Raw genomic sequence first — 19,333 nt, 5'->3', positions numbered from 1 at the left:
GGCGAACTTTCGGCGAATCGCGGTCCGGCGTGGTGTCGGCCACCGGGCGGACCGGCCGGGCCGCGGCTTCGCTAGGCTTGACGATGCAATGACCAGGACCGCCGCCACTTTTCGCGACCTTCGTACCCGCCTGGCCGATCTCTCGATCCGCGACGAACACCGTTTGCGTCGGCGGCTCGACAAGGCCCGCGGCTCCGACCTCACCCAGCTCGAAGGCGAAATCGATGCCGCCGCGCAGCGCGTGCAGCACCGGCGCGCCGCCGTGCCCGCCATCAGCTATCCCGAACAGCTGCCGGTCTCGGCGCGCCGGGACGACATCGCCGAGGCGATCGCCGCGCACCAGGTCGTGATCGTGGCCGGTGAGACCGGCTCGGGTAAGACGACGCAGATTCCCAAGATCTGCCTGGAGCTGGGGCGCGGGATCCGCGGCACCATCGGGCATACCCAGCCGCGGCGATTGGCGGCCCGCACGGTGGCCGAGCGGATCGCCGAGGAGCTGGGCACCGAACTGGGCGATGTGGTCGGCTATACGGTGCGCTTCACCGATCAGGCGTCGGATCGCACGCTGGTCAAGCTGATGACCGACGGCATTCTGCTGGCCGAGATCCAGCGCGATCGAATGCTGCGGCGCTACGACACGATCATCATCGACGAGGCGCACGAACGCAGTCTCAATATCGACTTCCTGCTCGGATATCTGAAGCAGCTGCTGCCGAAGCGGCCGGACCTGAAGGTGATCATCACCTCGGCGACCATCGATCCGGAGTTGTTCGCGCGGCACTTCTGCGATGAAAAGGGTTCGCCCGCACCGATTGTCGAGGTTTCCGGGCGCTCGTATCCGGTGGAGATCCGGTATCGCCCACTGTCGTTGGAGCTTCCGGTCACCTCGGAGGATCCCGACGACGAGGACACCGAGATCGTCGACCGCGATCCCACCGACGCCATCGCCGATTCGGTGCGCGAGCTCCAGGCCGAGGGCGACGGGGACATCCTGGTTTTCCTCTCGGGCGAGCGCGAGATCCGCGACACCGCGGATTCGCTGCGCGACTTGCGTTTGCCGCGCACCGAAATCGTCCCGCTGTACGCGCGGCTGTCCGCCGCCGAACAGCACCGGGTGTTCGAGGCGCACACCGGCCGGCGCGTGGTGCTCGCGACGAACGTGGCCGAGACCTCGCTGACCGTGCCCGGCATCCGCTACGTCATCGATCCGGGCACCGCGCGCATCTCCCGCTACTCCATGCGCACCAAGGTGCAGCGGCTGCCCATCGAACCGGTGTCGCAGGCTTCGGCGCGGCAGCGCTCGGGTCGCTGCGGTCGCGTCGCGGACGGTATCGCCATCCGGTTGTACTCCGAGGACGACTTCGAATCGCGTCCGCAGTTCACCGAACCGGAGATCCTGCGCACCAATCTGGCCGCGGTCATTCTCCAGATGACCGCGCTCGGGCTCGGCGATATCGAGAGCTTCCCGTTCGTGGAGGCGCCGGACAACCGCGCCATTCGCGATGGCATCGCGCTGCTCGAGGAGCTCGGCGCACTGGGCCGCAAGGACGACGACCGGGCCGACCTTCCCGACGCCGGGCTGGTTCTCACGCCCATCGGCCGCGAAATGGCGCAGCTGCCGGTGGATCCGCGGATGGCCCGCATGCTGGTGGAGGCGCAGCGCGGCGGCTGCCTGGCCGAGGTGCTGGTCATCGTCGCGGCGCTGTCCATCCAGGATGTGCGCGAACGACCGGTCGAGCATCAGCAGGCCGCCGACACCAAGCACGCGCGGTTCACCGTCGAGGGCTCGGATTTCCTGGCCTACCTGCGTCTCTGGGACTATCTGGGCGATCAGCGCAAAGCCTTGTCGTCCAACCAGTTCCGGCGCATGTGCCGGGACGAATTCCTGCACTACCTGCGCATTCGCGAATGGCAGGACCTGCACGGGCAGCTACGCACCATCACCCGCGGGCTGGGCTGGCACACCGACAGCTCCAATACCGAACGCTCCACCCTCGATTCCGATTCGCTGCCTTGGGATATCACCTCGATCCATCAGGCGCTGCTGGCGGGCATGCTCTCGCATATCGGCGTGCGGGAGGCCGAGACGCGGGAGTTCCTGGGCGCGCGCAATGCCAAGTTCATGATCTTCCCCGGCTCCTCGCTGGCCAAGAAGCCCCCACGCTGGGTGATGGCCGCCGAACTGGTGGAGACCTCGCGGCTGTGGGGTCGCACCGCGGCGCGCATCGAACCGGAATGGGCCGAACGCCTCGCCGGGGATCTGGTGAAACGCACCTACTCCGAACCGCATTGGTCGTCCAAGCGCGGTGCGGCGCTGGCCTACGAGCGGGTCACCCTGTACGGAATTCCCCTGGTGACGCAGCGGCGCGTGGATTTCGGGCGGATCGATCCGGAGCTTTCGCGCGAGCTGTTCCTGCGCCACGCCCTGGTGCAGGGCGAATGGCAGACGCGGCACGAGTTCTTCGCCCGCAATCGCGAATTGCTCGAAGACGTGGCCGATCTGGAGCATCGCGCCCGCCGCCGCGACATCCTGGTCGACGACGAGGTGCTGTTCGAGTTCTACGACAAGCGAATTCCGGCCGATGTGGTGTCGGTGCGGCATTTCGACAGCTGGTGGAAGAAGGCGCAGCGCACCGATCCCGCGCTGCTGGACTTCACCGCCTCCACCATCGTGAACGAGGATGCGGCGCTGCTGGATCCGACCGCGTACCCGGACAGCTGGCGGCAGGGCGAGCTGACCTTCCCGCTCACCTACCAATTCGAACCCGGTCAGGCCGATGACGGTGTGACCGTGCATATTCCGATCGCGCAGCTGGCGCACGTGCGGGCGGTCGGGTTCGACTGGCTGGTGCCCGGAATGCGCGAAGAGCTGGCGGCGGCGCTGATCAAGACGCTGCCGAAGCAGTTGCGGCGCATGGTGGTGCCCGCGCCGGACTTCGCGCAGGCGGCCCTGGCCCGGTTGACGCCGCGCGCGGAACCGCTGCGCATCGGGCTGGCGCGGGAGCTCTCGCAGCTCGGTTCGGTGACGATCACCGCCGGTCAGCTGGATCCGGCCGGGCTCCCCGACCATCTGCGGATGACCTACGCCGCCGTCGACGCGGCCGGGGAGATCGTGGCGCGCAGCAAGGATCTCGCCGAGCTGAAAACCAAGCTGGCCACGCAGGTCTCGAAGTCGGTGGCGCGGGCGAACAACGCGGCCGAACGCGCGCCGGCCACGGTCTGGACCTCCGAATCGCTGGGCACCCTGGAGAATTCGGTGAAACGCCAGGTCGGCGGGCAGACCATTACCGGATACCCGGCGCTGGTCGCCGAGTCCGGCGGGGTGGCGGTGCGCGTGCTGAGCTCGCCGGGCGCGCAGGCGGCGGCCATGCGGGTCGGCACCCGGACGCTGCTGCTCAATGCGATCCAGACCAGCCCGCGCGCGGTCACCGCCAGCCTGAAGCCGACGGATCGGCTTGCGCTGAGCCAGAATCCGTACGGCTCCCTGGACGCGCTGGTGGAGGATTGCCGGGCCTGCGCCGCCGATGAGCTGATCGCGGCCAACGGCGGGCCGGTGCGCAGTCCCGACCAGTTCAAGGCATTGGTCGAGAAGGTGCGGCCGCAATTCACCACGGCGGTGGCGAATGTGGTGCGCACGGTGGTGCCGGTGCTGGCCGAAGCGCATCGGGTGCGGGCCGCGCTCACCGAGACCCGCGCTGCCGACGCGGTCTCCGATGTCCGGCATCAGCTCGACGATCTGGTGTTCGCGGGCTTCATCTCCGAATGGGGCAGCGCCCGATTGCGGGAACTGCCACGGTATCTGGAGGCGGCCCGGCTGCGCTTGGAGACGCTACCCGCCTCCGCCAACCGTGATCAGGCGGGCATGGTCGAGCTGGATCGGGTGCACGCCGCCTACGACCGGCTCGTCGAGCAGTTGCCCGAGGGGCGCAAGGGCGGGCGCGATGTGGTCGAAATCTGGTGGATGATCGAGGAATTGCGGGTCAGCCTGTTCGCACAGCAGCTCGGGACGCCGTTCCCGGTGTCGGCCAAGCGCATCGAGAAGGCCATCGACGCGGCGCGCCGCCCACCACAGCAGCAGCAGCGCCGCTGATCGACTCGACGAAAACGGCCCGGCATCGCGATCTCCGCGCTGCCGGGCCGTAAGTCTCGGTGAACGTCCTATTCGGCGGTGGCCCCGACCGCGTTCTCCTCGCGATGCTTGCGCAGCTCGGCGATCTCGCGTTCGAAATCCTCGGCGGAGGAGAAGGAGCGGTAGACCGAGGCGAAGCGCAGGTACGCCACCTCGTCCAGATCCCGCAGCGGCCCGAGAATGGCCAAGCCGACCTCGTGGCTGGGCACCTCGGGGGAACCCTTGGCGCGCACCGCATCCTCCACCTGCTGGGCGAGCAGGTTCAGGGCGTCCGAATCCACCTCGCGGCCCTGACAGGCACGGCTCACACCGCGGATGACCTTCTCACGGCTGAACGGTTCGGTCACGCCACTGCGCTTCACGACCGACAGGATCGCGTTCTCGACCGTGGTGAACCGTCGCCCACACTCCGGACAGGCACGCCGCCTCCTGATGGCGGTGCCTTCCTCGGCTTCACGCGAGTCGACCACCCTCGAATCGGGATGGCGACAGTACGGGCAATGCATCCGGAATCCTTCGTCGATGCCTCGAGCTCCTCAGCAACCACAAGGATACCGGGGCGGCCGCAGTTCGGTTGCGGCCGCCCGGATACCAGGCTCGATTCGGGCCGTCAATGGGTGCCGGTTCAGTTCGTCAGCTGCCACTCGGCGGTCAGGTCGGCGAGCAGATCCGGGAGCCGCGCGAGCAGCCGGCCGTGCGCCAGTTTATCCGAGAACGGTTCGGCCAGAACGGGTCTGGCGACGGCTTGGTTCGCCGAGAGTTCCAGATAGCGGGGCAGCAGATCGTTGGTGATGTAGTTCCAGCGGGTGTCGCGGTCGGCCCAGTTGAAGTTGGGTAGTGGGGTACGCAGCGACATGCCGCCCGCGGTCAGGACGGTGGGGGCGAAGACGCCGGGGGCGCGCACCCCGGGGACCGCCGCCTTGCCGGCCACCGTGCTGACATAGGTCATGACCCGGCCCATGACGCCGCGGCCGTGCGAGGTGACATCCCATTGGTCGGCGATGATCTGGTTCTGTTCACGGTCGGTCATCCGGACCGCGGCGTCGGCCAGGCCGTCCGGGGCGCCCGCGGCGATCTCCCGCCAGGCGGTGACGGCGTTCTCGTCCAGCACGCCGGCCTGGTACATCTCCTCCACTCCGGCCAGGCCCGCCGATACATAAGCCTCGTGCATGGGGACCTGGTCGATGAAGATGTGCTTCTGCATGATCAGCAGCCGGGTCTGGTACCAGGTCAGGTCCTCGGTGGTGAGGCGTTCGCCTTCGGTGCCGAGCAGGCGGATGTCCGCGGGGAGGATGTTCAGCAGTTCGGCCGGGGTGCCGCGCATGAGGTCGGCGACCGCGCTGCCCAATTGATGGACGCCCGGGACGCTGATGATGCCGCCCACGTCGCCCATATCGAAGAAGCCCGAGGCGAAGGAGCCGCCCGCCAGACCGGCCAGGCCGACCCAGTAGAAGTCGGGATGCTGATTGTTCAGGCGCAGGTAGTTCACATAGACCTGGATGAAGGTGGCGGAGTTGGCGGCGACGCCGCGGGCCGGGTCCCAGCCCGCCAAGTCGATCTCGGCATTGCGGGTCGCCGTCACCAGCCAATACTGGTGCAGCAGTGTCGCGTACCGGCGCGGGGCGACGCCCGCGGCTCGCGCCTGGTCCAAGGCCGTGCGCAATTCCGCCTGGTCCAGCGGCAAGGCCGGATTCAATCCGCCGCCGGACCCGTCGCCGTTGAGCGACGGGAGATCGAGGTATGCGGTGTAGGCCGCTTCGGCTTGCACGACCGGTACCGAGACCGTCGCGAATATCAGGCCGGTCACCACCGCGGCCGTACCGATGATCCGGCTTGCGATGCCGCGCCGGTTCCTGCCCTGCGCCATCGCGCCCCCTGTTGCGAAGCGCGCCGACCCATTCGGGACCGGCGCGACTGTTCCCACTGTCACAACTCGGGCACGCTAGCAACGCGTTTCAGTTTTCAATCAACATTTCCGGCCGCAGTCGGCCGGTCACCGGGTTCGGACGAATCCGCTAAGTCCCGGCTATCGCACGGGCACGGGAACCGGAGCGGTGGCGTGCACCATTTCGACTGCGGGCGGGGTGGTTTCGGCGCCGAAGTCACCGGCGCGCAGCTGCGCGAGGGCGATGAGACCGGCCACCGCCAGGGCGGTGAGCAGGGCGCTCAGCGCGAGGGCGGCGAAACCCAGCTGGGCGCGCTGCACGCGGTTCAGCGGATGCGCACCCCCGGCGTGTCCCGCGACGCGACGCGCCACCACGTGGCCGGTTCGAACACCCGCGCGAGGGCGCGGCGCGGACTGCACGCGACTCCGGCACGGGCGGCGATGACCCGCCGGCTGCCAGGACGAACCCGCGACGGGTCCGGTGCGACGACCGCCACGCAGCTCCCGGGGGATGCTGTCGAAGGCGAGATCGCTTCCCAGGGCATCGAATTCGCTGACCACCGTACGCATCGAACAAACCTCCAAGTAGGACTGACCGGATGACGCTGGACGATTGACTCGCTCATGTGTTCGAAGAACTGATGTTCGAATTTTTACCACGGCCCACCGACAATGTCATCCGCCACGCCGACATGCGTCGAACAGATGTTTGATCACAGCGCCGGCGCGGACTACAGTCGAGGCACGAGTTCACCGGAGGCGTGATCGACACCGATCAGCTATCGCCCCGGGAACGAATTCCGGTGAGGCACAGCAGTGAACGGGAGGACAGCGGCGGTGAGCGAACACGGTGGCGTGGACGGTGAGAACGGGCCGCTCGGCCTGCCCGGAGAGGGCACCGAAACCTCCGGCGCCGGGACGGATCTCACGGTCCGCCAGCGCAGGGTACTGGAGGTCATCCGCACATCGGTGAGTGATCGCGGCTATCCGCCCAGCATCCGGGAGATCGGGGACGCCGTCGGGCTCACCTCGACTTCCTCTGTGGCACACCAGCTCCGCGCCTTGGAGCGCAAGGGCTACCTGCGCCGGGACCCGAACCGCCCGCGCGCGGTGGACGTCCGCGGCCTGGACGAGACCGCGATGCGCGCCACCGGCGGCGTGACCAAGCTGAGAGCGGTCGACACCGATACCGACGGTGCCGAGCACCCCGTCCCCACCTATGTCCCGGTCCTCGGCCGCATCGCCGCCGGTGGGCCGATCCTGGCCGAGCAGGCGGTGGAGGACGTGTTCCCGCTACCGCGCGAACTGGTCGGTGAGGGTTCGCTGTTCCTGCTGAAGGTGGTCGGCCAGTCCATGATCGACGCCGCCATCTGCGACGGCGACTGGGTCGTGGTGCGCCAGCAGAATGTGGCCGAGAACGGTGACATCGTGGCGGCCATGCTGGACGGCGAGGCCACCGTGAAGACGTTCAAGCACACCGGTTCCCAGGTGTGGCTGATGCCGCACAACCCCCTGTTCGAGCCGATTCCGGGTAATGACGCCCAGATTCTCGGCAAGGTCGTCACGGTCATCCGCAAGATCTGACCGTGCCGGGGACTGTCGTGACCCGGCGGCCGCCCGCAGACCGGGCGTCGGGTCACGACAGTCATAGAGTTCAACGGCCGGGTTCTCGAACGGTCCGGTTCTCGAACGGCCGGGGCCTCGCACGGCCGGGACCTCGAACTGCGTTGCCGCGCAACGTCACCCGCCGATGCCGCCCCATACCGCTTGCGCGCCGGAATCGCCGACCCGATAGGTCTGCACGGTAGCCGAGACGCTCGCCGCCACCACCAGCACGGCGACGATCGCGAGCATGAAGCGCGGCACCGGCCGGCCCCGCCCTTCGGTCACATGCACGATCACCAGCATGACCGCCGTGAACAACAGCGCCAGCACATAGTTCAGCATCTGATCGCCCAATTCGGCATGCTTCTCGATGGCCGGACTCGCCCCGAGCCGCTGCTCGAGCCACTCCCCCGCCTCCGTGGTCAGCGGCGTCAATGCCGTCACCACCACCGCGAGCACCGCCGCCGGCCAGATCAACCTGCGCCGCGCCGCCGGCCACACCGCGCTGACGATCAACAACAGCGCTGTCAGCGGCACCAGCACCACCATGGCGTGCACCAGCAGCACATGCGCCGGCAGTCCGTTCAGAGTCGACACTTCGGCACCCTCGTTCCCTCGCTCCGCGCGATACCAAGAAGAACGTAAGCCGGGCCTCGCCGGTTCGACGGTGATCCCGCCGAACCAGCTGAAGGTCGCGCCGGGCAGGGCCACAGTGCATCGACCGGGCGCGCGACAAGACTGAGCAGACGCCCGATCGGACCTGACACACGCACCGCCCGGCCTGCTCGGACACCGGTAACTCCGCGCCGGACGCGTCCTCCCGGCAGCGATGACACGGGAAGGCGCGCGGGTCGCACGCCCGATCAGCGGATCAGTGCGGCGGGTTCAGCCCCATCGAACGGATGAGATGGGTGATCTCGGCGCGATACAGCTTGTCGGCGTTCACGATCTGCGTGCGCAGGCGGCCCATAACTTCCAGCGAGACCAATCCGTGCATGCGACCCCAGAGGCGCAGGGCGATCGCGACCGCCGCCGGCGGCAGGCCGGGGAATTCCGCGCGCACGGCCGCGACCAGTTCCGGTCCGAAATCCGCCCAGTCGAAGTCACTTTCGGCATAAGCCTCGGCGGCCGGCCAAGCCCCGGCGACCAAACCGGTCAGCCCCGTGCAGGCGCGCCGCTCGGCCTCGGGCGCGGGACCGGCGGCAGGGGGCTGATAACCGGGGACGGGATCACCGTAGATCAGGCGGAAGCCCTGCTCGTTGGCCAGTGACCATTCCCGGAAGGCGCAGGCCCAGGCCAGGATTCGACCGGCGGCATCGTCGGCGGGCCGGGCGTCGCGAGCCGCCTCCACCGCATCGGCCAGCTGCCCGTAGACGTCCGCGATCAGCGCCGTCACCAGGTCGTCGCGGGTGGCGAAGTAGCTGTAGACGGCATTGGCGGTCATGCCCATCTCCCGGGCGATGGCGCGCAAGGTGATCGCCCCGGGACCGCCCTCGGCCATCAGTCGCAGCGCGGTCTCCTTGATCTCGGCCGTCGTCTCCGAACGCCGTCGCTCCCGTCTGGTCGGCACCGCATTGCTCACGGCCGCAACTCTACAACAGTGTGAGATTACTCAACGTTGTCACAAAACTTCACACCGTATAGGTTTCTCACACCGCATTACTTCAGGCTTCAGGAGGAACCATGTTCATCGGAATCATCGGCGCCACCGGCAATATCGGCAGCCGGGTGCTCGCCGAAGCGGTGGGGCGCGGACATCACGTGCGCGCTTTCACTCGCGACCTCGCGCACGCCCGGGAGGAACAGCCCAATGTCGAATGGCACGCCCTCGACGTTTTCGACAGCGATGCGGTCGCGGCCGCACTACCCGGACTCGATGTACTGATCAGCTGCTATCAACCCGGCAATGCGGCAAAGGATTTCGCCGCGACGGTGGCGATGTCGTCCGCCGATCCGACTTCGTACGCGCGGGTGGCACGGTCACTGGTGACGGCGCTCCACACCCAACCGCGCACCCGGTTGATCGTGGTGGGCGGGGCGGGCAGCCTCGAATTCGAACCCGGGCGCACGCGCGCCGACCTGGACCTCGACGAACTCGAGGACTGGATCCAACAGGTCGGCCTGCCAAGGGAATACGCGGTCGCCGTCAAGGGCGGACAAGCGGGGCTGGAGGTGCTGCGCACCTCGAATCGGCTGTGGACCTACCTCAGCCCGGCGGAGATGATCGGCCCGGGCGAGCGCACCGGACGCTTCCGCATCGGCGGTGACCAGCCGGTCCGCGATGCCGATGGCCTGAGCCGCGTCTCCTATGCCGACGCGGCGGTGGCGCTGGTCGACGAGGTGGAACTGCCTCGATTCGTCCAGCGCCGCTTCACCATCGGGTACTGACGACTACCGATCGCTGGATTCGGACGGGCGCGCCGGTTCGGCCGCGGGGTTCGGCTCCACGATCCGCTGGATGAGGCGGGTCGGGGCGTCGTCGTCGGCCGGAGCCGGACGCGTGGGACCGGGTTCGGACACCGTCGGCGCATTGTGCACGATGCGACGGGTCGGCGCTTCACCCTCGAACGGCTCGTCCTCGAACGCCGGCTGCTCGGCCGGGGCCGGCGCGGGCGTCAGCGGGGCGAGGTTCGCGGGGGCCACGAACCCGAGCACCTCGTACTGAGCTCCGATGGTCAGCGCGGCGGTGGACTTGTCCTGGGAGATGAAGCCCTGGTTCGGGCCGATCACGCGGCGCAGCGATTCCAGCCAGCGATGGTCCAGAACCCGGCAATCCGCCCAGGGGAAATACTCCAGCCCGGTCCGCAGGTAGAAGCGATCGCTGATGTCAGCCTGGCGCAACAGGTCCAGCACCCACGCGTCGATGCTATTGGGCTGAGCGTTGCGGTAGATCCGGGCGTGCGGGGCGATCGAGCCGGACGCGAATTCGTCGAAGGAGTTCAGCAACTCTTCCGGAAACTCATCGATCCGCACGAAACCGACAACGTCGAGACCCTGCAATTGCTCCGGAAGTTGGGCGGCTAACCTGCGCTCGTCATGCAGTTTGAACTTCCTATTGATGTTCTCTGTGCGCATTAATCTCCGACTTCCCAACCTCTGTTCACCGAACAGTAGCATGAAGCCAACCGTTTCAAACCACGTTGATCCAGCGCTCAATTTAGTGCTACAGCGCGTCCCGCAAAGAACCCGTTACCCATAGGCGGACTACGGGCAGTCACCCTCCGCGGCACGCGTATTCAGCGGTCATAGGTTCCGGCAATGATTCGCCCCTGCGCATCCAAGCCCGGATTGCCCGATTCCCAATATCTTCCGTGCACCCATGGATCGAGCGGGACGCCGCGTAGCAACGGCAGATCGAGCGTCGGTGCGGAGGATTGGAAAACCCGCGCCCCGAAAACCGGGCCCGTCGGGTCGGGCCCGTGCACGTACTGCCCCACCCCCGGCACCGGATCCGCGGGATCGGCGGTGGCGAACACGCGCTCGGGCACGCGGTCGCTCGGCACGCCGTCGAGGTGCAGTCCGGTGGCCCGCTCGACCTCGACGCCCGGGCTACCCGCGAAGACGACCGCGTCCACCGCGAGCGAACCGGCCCCGGGCTCGCCCGCCGCCACCCCGCCGTTGCCTGCCGCCACGCCGATGAGGGTGGTGCCGTAGGAATGCCCGACCACGGTATTGCGGGATGGCAGCCCGTCGTGGGTTGCGCGCAGACCGTCCTGGAAGTGGTCGAGCAGCGGAGCGCCGTCTTCCGCGTAGCGATCCCGGGTCGCCGCACCGAGATCCGGTGGCGCGTCGTACCCGTACCAGGCGATCACGGCCGCGCGCGCGGGTGCGGCCCGCTCGGCAGCGGACAACAGCGCCGCCGCGTGAGCGGTGCCCCGGCCGATGTCGCGCAGCGGAGAGGCGGTGCCGGGGACGAAGGTCGCGATATTGCGCGCGGCATCGGGGTTGTTCATCGCGATCGCCCCATGCCCGCGATCATCGACCGCGAGCAGATAGGAGTTACCGGTCTGCGGTCCGAGTGCGGCGGCGACCGACCGATAGTCATCGATTCGCTGCCGAACCGCTGCTCGCTGAGATTCCCAGCGCCGCAGATGATTCCATTCGCGCACCGTGTCGGGCAGCGCCTCCCGGCTCGCCCATCCGGGGTGCTGGACATCGAGCCCCGCGAGATCGCCGGCGGCAGTGGTGCGCAGCCGCTCGAGGTCGGCGCGGTTGTAGTAGTCCCGCGCCACCACCGGCAGCCCGTCCCGATTCCCGATGGCCGGGTCGAAGGCGAAGAGCGCGTCGTGCTCCTCCGGCGTCAGCGATTCCCACCATGCGCACAAGGCTTTCGGCTCCTCGGGCAGCATGGCCTCGCCGTCGAGCACCGCACGCACATCGGCCCCGGGCGCCCTCCCCTGCGGCTCGCCGTCCAGGTACTCCAGCTCCGCGACCGCGGCTGCGAGCCGATCCCCAACCTTCCGGTCGGTATCCCCTGCCACCTGCAACAACGGAGCTAACCGCGCCTGCAAACCAACCGCCACCGAATCGAAATGCCATTGCAAAGCGAGATCCGCCGCCGCATTCCCGGTGTCGACCCGCGGCGGCCGCACCGTCCCGTCCTCCTCGACCACACACCCGTTGGCGGCCGCCTCCCCGCCGATCCCCCGCACCAACGCACACACCTCACTCAAGGCGGCGGCGTCGGCGAGCGCGTCCGCGACCTCCACCAACACCGCCCCGATATGGTTCCCCGCCAACTGCATCTCCAACGCCCGCAACGCCGCCGCCGCACCGGCCTCCCCTTGCCACCCGGCGACCGTCTCCTGCACCCATTGCCCAACTCTCGCCATGGCCCCGCGAAACTCCCGGCCCGCCACCACCACCGCCGCACTCGCCGGCCCCGCGTCCTCCGGATGCCAACCCAGCACTTGGGAAACAAGCGCCCGCCCCACCTCTGCCCCCTCCCCGCCGGCCTCGCACAGTTCAGCGCCACGCTATCCGCACCTCGATCGCTCCTGCCCGCGGAGCAGCGACAGTTTCATGCCGTCCCGGTCAGGTAGTTGTCGAGTTGGGTGCGGTAGGCGTGGTCGGCTTCCTCGTAGGTGCGCGTGCCGGATTCGGTGGTGGCGGCCATGGTTTCGAGGCGGCCGGCCATGTGGTGCAGCAGGGTGCGGAGGGGTGCTCCGGCTCCTGACGCGGCCGCGCCGATGGCCGAGTTGGGCATGGCGCCGGCGGCTTCGGCGATCAGGGCCACCGGGTCGATGGCGGTGATGGTGTCGGCTTCGTTTCGGACGCGGGCCGCCAGTATTCGTAAGGCGTCCAGGTCGGTGTGCAGCATGTCCCCCATGCGAGCCCCCTTTCTGCTCGCAGATTAGCCGCCGGGAGGCGGGCCGGCAGGGCGGGAAGCGCTGGTGTGCATAACTTCTGGGGTATGCACAGGTCAGCTGGATCGGCGGGCGGCGTCGCGGGCCAGGGCGCGGTCGCGTTGTTCCTCGAAGCGGATGACGTCCTTGGCGAGCGAATCGAGATGGGCGGCCAAGTCGTCGCGGGTCTGTTCGCCGGCGGCGCTGAAGTCGTTGCGCTCGAAGATGTTCCATTTGCGCAGGACGGGCAGGATTACCTCGTCGAGGTGCTGGCGCAGGTCGTAGATGCCGTGTTTGGCGATGAGCACGCTGTTGCGGCGGAAGTCGGGCATGCCGGCGCCGGGCATGCGGAAGTTGCGGATGACCGCGGCGATGGCGGCCAGCGCGGCGTCGGGGACGAGGTCGAGGGCCGCACCGCAGATATTGCGGTAGAAGACCATGTGCAGGTTCTCGTCGGCGGCGATGCGGGACAGCAGCCGGTCGGCGATCGGGTCCGCGCAGACCCGGCCGGTATTGCGGTGCGAGACCCGGGTGGCCAGCTCCTGGAAGGTCACGTAGGCGACGCCGGGCAGCACGGTGTGGTCGCCGGTGCCGTTGGGATTGTCCACGCCCTGGCCCATGCAGGCCATGCGGGCCTGTTCCAGGGCGACGGGGTCGACGCCGCGGGTGACGACCAGGTAGTCGCGCAGCGCGATGCCGTGGCGATTCTCCTCGGCGGTCCAGCGGTCCACCCAGGTGCGCCAGGCCCCGTCACGGGAGAAGGCGTCGGAGATCAGCCGATGGTAGGAGGGCAGATTGTCCTCGGTGAGCAGGTTGGTGACCACGGCCGCGCGGGCGACCTCGGAGAGCCCGGATTGTTCCGGGCTCCAGTCGATTCCACCCATGGCGGCGAAATTGCGGCCCTCGTTCCAGGGCACGTAATCGTGTGGATGCCAGTCCTTGGCCAGGGACAGGTGCCGGTTCAGGTTGGCTGCGGCGACCGGCTCGAGTTCGTGCAGTATCTGCGCGGGGGTCATGGTCTTCGCCACGGTCGTGTCCTACCTTCACGTCGACGGCTGAATCCCTGTTCGCGAGCCTACTCGCGTTGTCCGGCCGATAGCTCGCGCCCGAAACAAGACGACCGTTCCGCACGACTCATGGCGGCGGGCCCCCGACCGACCTCGCCGACGCGGTCACACCTACTTGGCGGGCTGGGTGGCGGGCAGGCCCGGCAGCCCTGCGGTCGGCTCGCCGGTCCCCGTCTTGCTTCCGATGTCCTTGTAGCTGAACACCTTCCACTGTCCGTCCACCTTCATCAGGTCGACGTACTCGGTGACCGATCCGGTGGTGGGTTCGCCTTGCCCGGGAGCATTACCGGTCAGCTTCACCACCGCGAGCACGCGGATCAGATTGTCGTTCTGGCTGATCACCGCCGAATCGGCGACGCTGCCGGTCATGCTGGCGTTCGCCTCGGTGAGCAAGCTCAGCAACGCTTTGGTCTGCCGCACCTGCTCTTTCAACGTATCGGTGGTGGCGGCCGTCATGGCGGTATTCCATTTCGCCATGCCTTTGTCGTTGACCGCATCCACCGTGTAGGCGGTGGCGAGAAAGCTCGCACCGGCTTTCAGCGCGGCATCCCGGTCGTCGGCCTGCGCGCGGTATCCGCTCGCGGTCTGCGCGAGATCGTCGCGCGCGGCGGCGAAATGCCATGCGCCGAAACCCGATCCGGCGGCTATCACGGCAATCGCGGCGGCGATGGCGACCACGACGGGCATCCGCACCCGGTCGCCGGACGCCTCGGTCTTGTCTTCTTCGGTCTGCATCAGTTCAGGTCTTTCGCAGTCAGCGTGGGGTCTGGTCGGGTGCGGGGGCGGCGGTGCCGGTGGCCGGGGCGGCGGGCGGGGTTCCGCCGGCCGGGCCGTAGCCCTGGATCTTCCATTTGCCGTCGATCTTGCGCAGGTCGATCACCGCCGAGCTGGAGGTGACGCTCGGGGCCGCGCTGTCGGGGCTGGTGCGGCCGGTCGATTCGATGACCGCCAGCAGAGTCACCGCATCCTCGGCCTGCGACACCACGCCCACGTCCTTGACGGTGCTGCTCATCTCCATGTGTGCCGAAATCAGTTTCTGGAGCACGTTTTTCCATTGCCCGAGCTGATCGTGCATGGAGTCGGTGGTGCTCGCCAGCACCGCGCTCTCCCACCGATCCAGGCTGCCGTCGTTGACGGTGAACATGGTGGTGAGGAACTCCGACCCGGCCTTGGATGCCGCGTCCCGGTCACCCGCGAGCGCCTGCGCCGCCGCCACAGTATCGGCGGCTTTGCCGTGTTCGTAGGCGAAATACCCCAGGCCGGAACCGATTCCGCCCAGCAGTACCGCCGCCGCGATTCCCGCCGCCAGCCGGCGTCGCGCGTTCAGCACGATCTCCCGCTCCCGCCAGGACCGATTCGTCTTCTTGTTCATTGCGCAACGCCTCCTATCGCGGCTGTTCGACGGTGGTGGGCCCGGGCGGCTGGGTGGCGGTCAGATCCCCTTTGAGCGCCTGATCCCCGCGCCCCGAGTCGATGGCCTTCCATGCCCCGTCGATATATCCCAGCTCCACCCACACCGCCGAGGTGGTCTTGACGGCGTCGGCGGTCTGGAAGTTCTGCGTGCTCTCCTCCAGCTGCGCGATCACCCGCACCCCCTTGCCGGTCTGGGTGGCGCACGCCGCATCGGCCACGGTGCTGCTCTTACGCAGCTTCCCGGCTTTGATCAGCTCCGAATTATCCTGCGCCACTTTGTCGGTGGCGAAATAGTCGTGCACCGGCCCGGCGGTCAGCGCGGCCATGCGCGCCGTCCACTCCTCCGGCTTGCGATAGTCGAAGTTGTTGGCCGCCAACAGGAAATCGGTGCCCGCTTTGATGGCGGCCGTGCAATCGGCCTCCTTGCGACGGTAATCCGCCAGCGAGCCCCCGAGATCATCACCGCGCGCCGACAGGTCCCAGTTCCGGTACCCCATCACCCCCAGCACGGTCGCGACGACCAGCACGGCCGTCGCCAGGCCGAGCAGGGGAATCCGGATTCCCCCCTCGTCCACCTCTATCCAGCGTGACTTCATCTGTACCCTTCCCGAAGTCGGATCAGTGCGGAATGTCGACCAGCAACCGGAACCCCTTGCCCTCGGGGAACGCGGCGAGCAGGCCGTCCATGGTCTTGCCCAGATCGACATCGGAGTGCTCCAGCGGATCGAGCAGGTACGGCCGGATGATCTCCAGCGCGGGCCCGCCCTTCTGCATGAGCACCTGGAGGTAGCCCATCAACCGTTTGAGCAACGGAATGAACGGAATCACCTGGGTGCCACCGGAATCCACAGTGATGCCGATGAAGGTGTCGAGCAGCGCGGGCAGTTCCGGCGCCATGGTGGTGGCCAGCCGCTCGGCCGAGGAGCGCAGCAGGGTCAGCTTCTCCCCCTGCGATTCCTGCGCCGCGCCCGCCACGAATCCGAGCAGCCGCTGAATCAGCTCCCGGTTCTGCCGCAGCGTGGTGGAGAACATGGAGCCGGAGTTCACCAGCTTCTCGATGCTCGGCCCCACCCCAGCGATGGCCGTATCCGCCCCGTGCAGAATGGTATTGATGTGATCGGGATTGATCTGCGCCATCACGCCCTGGATCCCACCCAGCGCCCGGCCGATGGTCAGCGGCTGCGTCACCTGCGCGGCGGGCACCATCGCGCCATCCGAGAAGTACGGCCCCGCAGTCGATTTGGGCGCGAAGTTGATGTACTGCTCCCCCACCGCGGAGAGGTTCGCGACGGTGACCTGCGCGTCCATCGGAATCCGGTGCTCCGATTCCACCGTCAGCCGCGCCAGCACCCCGTTCTCCGCCTTGAGCAGCGCCTGCACCTTCCCGACCTGCAACCCGTTGAGCGTGACCGGCGAAGTCTGCATGAGCCCACCGGAATTGGGCAGCACCACGCTGATCCCATATACCCGCGCACCGGGTTTGAAGCCGAAGACCCCGTAGGTGAGGTAGAGCGTGGCGCTGACCGCCATGAGCACCATCGCCAGCCCCGAGACCATGATCTTGCGGGTCATCGCATCAACCCCACCAGTTTCAGGACCGGATTCACCCGGTCGCGGAATGCCTGCTCGTTGGCCGCGACGATGCGGGCGTCGGTCTCCGCGTCCCCGGTCAACGCGCTCGCGGGCGTCTGCGGCGCGACATCGGAGAGTTCGATGCGCCCGCGCGCCGAGAGGAACGGCACGATCTTGTTGCCCAGTAGCGCGTTCACCGACTCCAGCGTGCGCGGCACCTGATCCGGCGCGGCCATCAGCGCCTGCGCCAGCGGCGTCCACACATCCAGGAAGCGGTACAGGCTCTGCACCCGCGTCTTGGATTTCGGGTTGGCGGGATCGATCAGGTACTCCCCCGCCCACGCCGCGACATCACGAATGGATTCGATGAAGTACATGACGTCCGGCAGCACCTTCTCCACGATGGCCAGCAGCACCGGCGCATCGTCGAACAGGAACTTCCACACGTCCTCCGCCTGCCGGAAGGTATCCAGCGCGGCGGTGGCGTTATTGAGGATGGTGGACAGCTGCCCGGTGCTCTGCCCGATGCGCTCGATGGAGACCGACAGCTTGGCCATGAAGTCCTGGAAGTTCCCCGGATCGGCCGGGAACGCCTGGTTCACGCTGGTCACGAAGCTCTGCACGAACGGAATATTGCCGCCGGTGACCCAGCTGACCACGGCCGACATGTACTGCTCGACGGTGCTGGCCTGTTTGGTCTGGGTGATCGGGATGACCCCGCCCTGCCCCAGCGTCCGCCCCGAATGCTGGGCCGGGATGGTGAGTTTGACGAAGGTGTCACCGAAGAGCGTGGTCTGCGCCATCTCGACCTCGGTCTCGGCGGGCAGCTTCACATCCTGGTCGATGACCAGCACCGCGGTCGGCTGATAGTAGGGCTGCTGGTCGGCCGGCAGCGACGGCACGGTGGCGTCCGGCCGCGGCCGCACGCTCACCGATTCGACCACCCCCACCTGCGCGCCGTTGAGCTCCACCTTGGTCTTCAGGGGCAGCGACAGCACATTGCCGAACTCCACCCGCACCTGATAGGTGGGTTTGCCGTATTGCGTGCCCGGCAACGGCATATCCAGCGGCCGGACCGCGCAACCCGATACCGTCGCCACCGTCAGCATGCCGAGAGTGGCTGTGCGCCAATAGTTCCGCATGATTCTCACTTCCCCCCGGTCGCGAGCAGCAGCTGGACCAGTCCCAGATCCATCGATCCGCCGTCGCTGAAGTCGCGATCGCACGGCTGATACCAGGGTTTGACCATCGAGCACACGTCCCGCGCCAGTGACGGGTCGATCCGGAAGCTCGGCGGAATGTATTGGATCTTGCCCATGCCGAGGTTCTGATCGAACAGGTTCGCCGCGCCCTGCACCCCGTCCGGCACGGTCTTCAGGAAGTCGACGAAATCGCCGGTGTGGTCGAGGATCTGGAAGACGGTCGGCATGGCCCCGTCGAGCCCGGCCATGATGACCCGAATCCATTTGTACGCCAGCAGATTGGCGATCGGCGGCACCCAGATCGCGATGTCGTGCAGGATGGCGCTGACATCGGGCAGCATCCGGTTGGCGATATTCAGGGCGTCGGTGGCGGCGTCGAGCAGGAATTCCGAATCCGAGACCCCCTGATCCAAATTCTGGCTGATCTTGCGGAACTCCTTGAGGATCGCCCCGAGCAGATAGTTCGCGCCCGCCGCCGAATCCCCCAAGATCTCCGACACATTGCGGATGGCCCCGTTCAACGGCACCGCATTGTCGCTGACCTGCTGGGCGATTCGCGCCAGCGAGTCGCCCAGCACATTCGGCGCGGCCTCCTGCATCGGAGCGTCGTGCGATTTGCCGGTGAGGTCCTCGGAGAGGTTCGCCACCGCCCGCATGGCCTCGGTGAAACCGACCGGAGTCTTGGTGCGGTCCTTGGGAATACAGTTGCGGTAATCGAAGGTCCCGCCGCCGTTGTAGGCCGGTCCGAGTTCCACCCGCCGGTCGGTGACGATGGAATTGGCGATGGTGACCGCGCCCAGTTTCTGCGGCAGCCGCACCTTGCGGTCCACCGTCATCCGCACCAGCACCCCGTCGTCACGGGGTTCGATGGACTCCACGTTCCCGATCTGGATGCCCAGCATGGTGACCTTGTTGCCCTCGTAGAGCCCGACCGCGTCCCGGAATTCGGCACAGATGCTCAGTGGCGCCTGATTGGTGTCGTAGTACTCCTTACCGGTGACGGCGACGACCAGCCCCATGACCAGCGCCACCGCGCCGACCCCGGCGGTGAGCCTGCCCTTGCGGGTGCGGGGAAGAATGCGACCGCGAAAGGCGCGCAATGGATTCGGCACGGC

At 67.7% G+C, this 19,333-nt stretch carries 18 protein-coding genes; 3 read left to right on the top strand and 15 right to left on the bottom strand.

Annotated elements, in window-relative coordinates:
• Positions 1-88 precede the first annotated feature (88 nt).
• Positions 89-4,090, top strand: coding sequence for an ATP-dependent RNA helicase HrpA (hrpA, locus tag NI1_RS01115; protein WP_067813184.1), 4,002 nt, complete (start codon positions 89-91; stop codon positions 4,088-4,090).
• A gap of 68 nt (positions 4,091-4,158) precedes the next feature.
• Here the strand turns inward: hrpA and nrdR are convergent, their stop codons facing one another.
• The 3 genes from nrdR to NI1_RS01100 all read right to left on the bottom strand — a co-directional run bounded on the left by nrdR (position 4,159) and on the right by NI1_RS01100 (position 6,584).
• On the bottom strand, positions 4,159-4,635 hold the full coding sequence (gene nrdR, locus NI1_RS01110) for a transcriptional regulator NrdR (protein ID WP_067706896.1): 477 nt from the start codon (positions 4,633-4,635) through the stop codon (positions 4,159-4,161).
• Between the two features lie 119 nt (positions 4,636-4,754).
• A complete protein-coding gene (locus NI1_RS01105) occupies positions 4,755-5,996 on the bottom strand; it encodes a hypothetical protein (protein ID WP_067813183.1) in 1,242 nt (413 codons plus the stop codon).
• 159 nt (positions 5,997-6,155) lie between these two features.
• On the bottom strand, positions 6,156-6,584 hold the full coding sequence (locus tag NI1_RS01100; RefSeq protein WP_067813181.1) for a hypothetical protein: 429 nt from the start codon (positions 6,582-6,584) through the stop codon (positions 6,156-6,158).
• Positions 6,585-6,896: 312 nt separating this feature from the next.
• On the opposite strand from NI1_RS01100, the gene lexA reads away from it, so the two are divergent.
• Positions 6,897-7,598, top strand: a complete 702-nt coding sequence (gene lexA, locus NI1_RS01095) for a transcriptional repressor LexA (RefSeq protein ID WP_067815025.1) — start codon at positions 6,897-6,899, stop codon at positions 7,596-7,598.
• 156 nt (positions 7,599-7,754) lie between these two features.
• Here lexA and NI1_RS01090 read toward each other — a convergent pair whose 3' ends face one another.
• Entirely contained in the window at positions 7,755-8,216 is a 462-nt protein-coding gene (locus tag NI1_RS01090) for a DUF2231 domain-containing protein (protein ID WP_067813179.1), read from the bottom strand.
• Between the two features lie 274 nt (positions 8,217-8,490).
• Positions 8,491-9,201 (bottom strand): TetR/AcrR family transcriptional regulator, encoded by a 711-nt coding sequence (locus NI1_RS01085; RefSeq protein WP_067813178.1) that lies wholly within the window; start codon positions 9,199-9,201, stop codon positions 8,491-8,493.
• A 101-nt stretch (positions 9,202-9,302) separates the two neighbouring features.
• Between NI1_RS01085 and NI1_RS01080 the strand changes: the two genes are divergently transcribed.
• The gene (locus tag NI1_RS01080; RefSeq protein WP_067813176.1) at positions 9,303-10,007 is read left to right on the top strand and encodes an NAD(P)-dependent oxidoreductase; all 705 of its coding nucleotides are present in this window, start codon (positions 9,303-9,305) and stop codon (positions 10,005-10,007) included.
• Positions 10,008-10,010: 3 nt separating this feature from the next.
• Here NI1_RS01080 and NI1_RS01075 read toward each other — a convergent pair whose 3' ends face one another.
• The 10 genes from NI1_RS01075 to NI1_RS01030 all read right to left on the bottom strand — a co-directional run bounded on the left by NI1_RS01075 (position 10,011) and on the right by NI1_RS01030 (position 19,330).
• Complete coding sequence (locus NI1_RS01075; protein ID WP_157534881.1) at positions 10,011-10,736, bottom strand: hypothetical protein; 726 nt, start codon at positions 10,734-10,736, stop codon at positions 10,011-10,013.
• 119 nt (positions 10,737-10,855) lie between these two features.
• The gene (locus NI1_RS39760) at positions 10,856-12,553 is read right to left on the bottom strand and encodes an alpha/beta hydrolase (protein WP_157534880.1); all 1,698 of its coding nucleotides are present in this window, start codon (positions 12,551-12,553) and stop codon (positions 10,856-10,858) included.
• Positions 12,554-12,639: 86 nt separating this feature from the next.
• Complete coding sequence (locus tag NI1_RS01065; RefSeq protein ID WP_084522440.1) at positions 12,640-12,948, bottom strand: DUF7162 family protein; 309 nt, start codon at positions 12,946-12,948, stop codon at positions 12,640-12,642.
• 93 nt (positions 12,949-13,041) lie between these two features.
• Positions 13,042-13,980: an acyl-ACP desaturase gene (locus NI1_RS01060; protein ID WP_439957227.1), complete on the bottom strand. Its 939-nt coding sequence runs from the start codon at positions 13,978-13,980 to the stop codon at positions 13,042-13,044.
• Positions 13,981-14,142: 162 nt separating this feature from the next.
• The gene (locus NI1_RS01055) at positions 14,143-14,766 is read right to left on the bottom strand and encodes a hypothetical protein (RefSeq protein ID WP_067813168.1); all 624 of its coding nucleotides are present in this window, start codon (positions 14,764-14,766) and stop codon (positions 14,143-14,145) included.
• Between the two features lie 19 nt (positions 14,767-14,785).
• Positions 14,786-15,403: a hypothetical protein gene (locus NI1_RS01050; RefSeq protein ID WP_067813166.1), complete on the bottom strand. Its 618-nt coding sequence runs from the start codon at positions 15,401-15,403 to the stop codon at positions 14,786-14,788.
• 13 nt (positions 15,404-15,416) lie between these two features.
• Positions 15,417-16,040 carry a hypothetical protein gene (locus NI1_RS01045; protein WP_157534879.1) on the bottom strand — a complete coding sequence of 208 codons (624 nt, stop codon included), beginning with the start codon at positions 16,038-16,040 and terminating at the stop codon, positions 15,417-15,419.
• A gap of 22 nt (positions 16,041-16,062) precedes the next feature.
• Positions 16,063-17,016, bottom strand: coding sequence for an MlaD family protein (locus NI1_RS01040; protein ID WP_067813163.1), 954 nt, complete (start codon positions 17,014-17,016; stop codon positions 16,063-16,065).
• Positions 17,013-18,158 carry an MlaD family protein gene (locus NI1_RS37680; RefSeq protein ID WP_169815515.1) on the bottom strand — a complete coding sequence of 382 codons (1,146 nt, stop codon included), beginning with the start codon at positions 18,156-18,158 and terminating at the stop codon, positions 17,013-17,015. Before NI1_RS37680 ends, NI1_RS01040 begins: the two co-directional genes overlap by 4 nt.
• Before the next feature lie 5 nt (positions 18,159-18,163).
• Positions 18,164-19,330 (bottom strand): MlaD family protein, encoded by a 1,167-nt coding sequence (locus NI1_RS01030; protein ID WP_157534877.1) that lies wholly within the window; start codon positions 19,328-19,330, stop codon positions 18,164-18,166.
• Positions 19,331-19,333: the final 3 nt, after the last annotated feature.

Origin of the sequence: Nocardia inohanensis NBRC 100128 (assembly GCF_001612945.1) — a bacterium.
Taxonomy (GTDB): Bacteria; Actinomycetota; Actinomycetes; order Mycobacteriales; family Mycobacteriaceae; genus Nocardia; species Nocardia inohanensis.
The sequence above is the reverse complement of the archived record's forward strand: the minus strand, read 5'-3'. Positions and strand labels throughout refer to the sequence as shown.

What these genes read in the sequence shown, in the direction of transcription:
- hrpA (WP_067813184.1), top strand. Translation starts at nt 89, where the DNA reads ATGACCAGGACCGCCGCCACTTTTCGCGACCTTCGTACCCGCCTGGCC.
- nrdR (WP_067706896.1), bottom strand. Translation starts at nt 4,635, where the DNA reads ATGCATTGCCCGTACTGTCGCCATCCCGATTCGAGGGTGGTCGACTCG.
- NI1_RS01105 (WP_067813183.1), bottom strand. Translation starts at nt 5,996, where the DNA reads ATGGCGCAGGGCAGGAACCGGCGCGGCATCGCAAGCCGGATCATCGGT.
- NI1_RS01100 (WP_067813181.1), bottom strand. Translation starts at nt 6,584, where the DNA reads ATGCGTACGGTGGTCAGCGAATTCGATGCCCTGGGAAGCGATCTCGCC.
- NI1_RS01080 (WP_067813176.1), top strand. Translation starts at nt 9,303, where the DNA reads ATGTTCATCGGAATCATCGGCGCCACCGGCAATATCGGCAGCCGGGTG.
- NI1_RS01075 (WP_157534881.1), bottom strand. Translation starts at nt 10,736, where the DNA reads ATGCTACTGTTCGGTGAACAGAGGTTGGGAAGTCGGAGATTAATGCGC.
- NI1_RS01065 (WP_084522440.1), bottom strand. Translation starts at nt 12,948, where the DNA reads ATGGGGGACATGCTGCACACCGACCTGGACGCCTTACGAATACTGGCG.
- NI1_RS01060 (WP_439957227.1), bottom strand. Translation starts at nt 13,980, where the DNA reads ATGACCCCCGCGCAGATACTGCACGAACTCGAGCCGGTCGCCGCAGCC.
- NI1_RS01055 (WP_067813168.1), bottom strand. Translation starts at nt 14,766, where the DNA reads ATGCAGACCGAAGAAGACAAGACCGAGGCGTCCGGCGACCGGGTGCGG.
- NI1_RS01050 (WP_067813166.1), bottom strand. Translation starts at nt 15,403, where the DNA reads ATGAACAAGAAGACGAATCGGTCCTGGCGGGAGCGGGAGATCGTGCTG.
- NI1_RS01045 (WP_157534879.1), bottom strand. Translation starts at nt 16,040, where the DNA reads ATGAAGTCACGCTGGATAGAGGTGGACGAGGGGGGAATCCGGATTCCC.
- NI1_RS01040 (WP_067813163.1), bottom strand. Translation starts at nt 17,016, where the DNA reads ATGACCCGCAAGATCATGGTCTCGGGGCTGGCGATGGTGCTCATGGCG.
- NI1_RS37680 (WP_169815515.1), bottom strand. Translation starts at nt 18,158, where the DNA reads ATGCGGAACTATTGGCGCACAGCCACTCTCGGCATGCTGACGGTGGCG.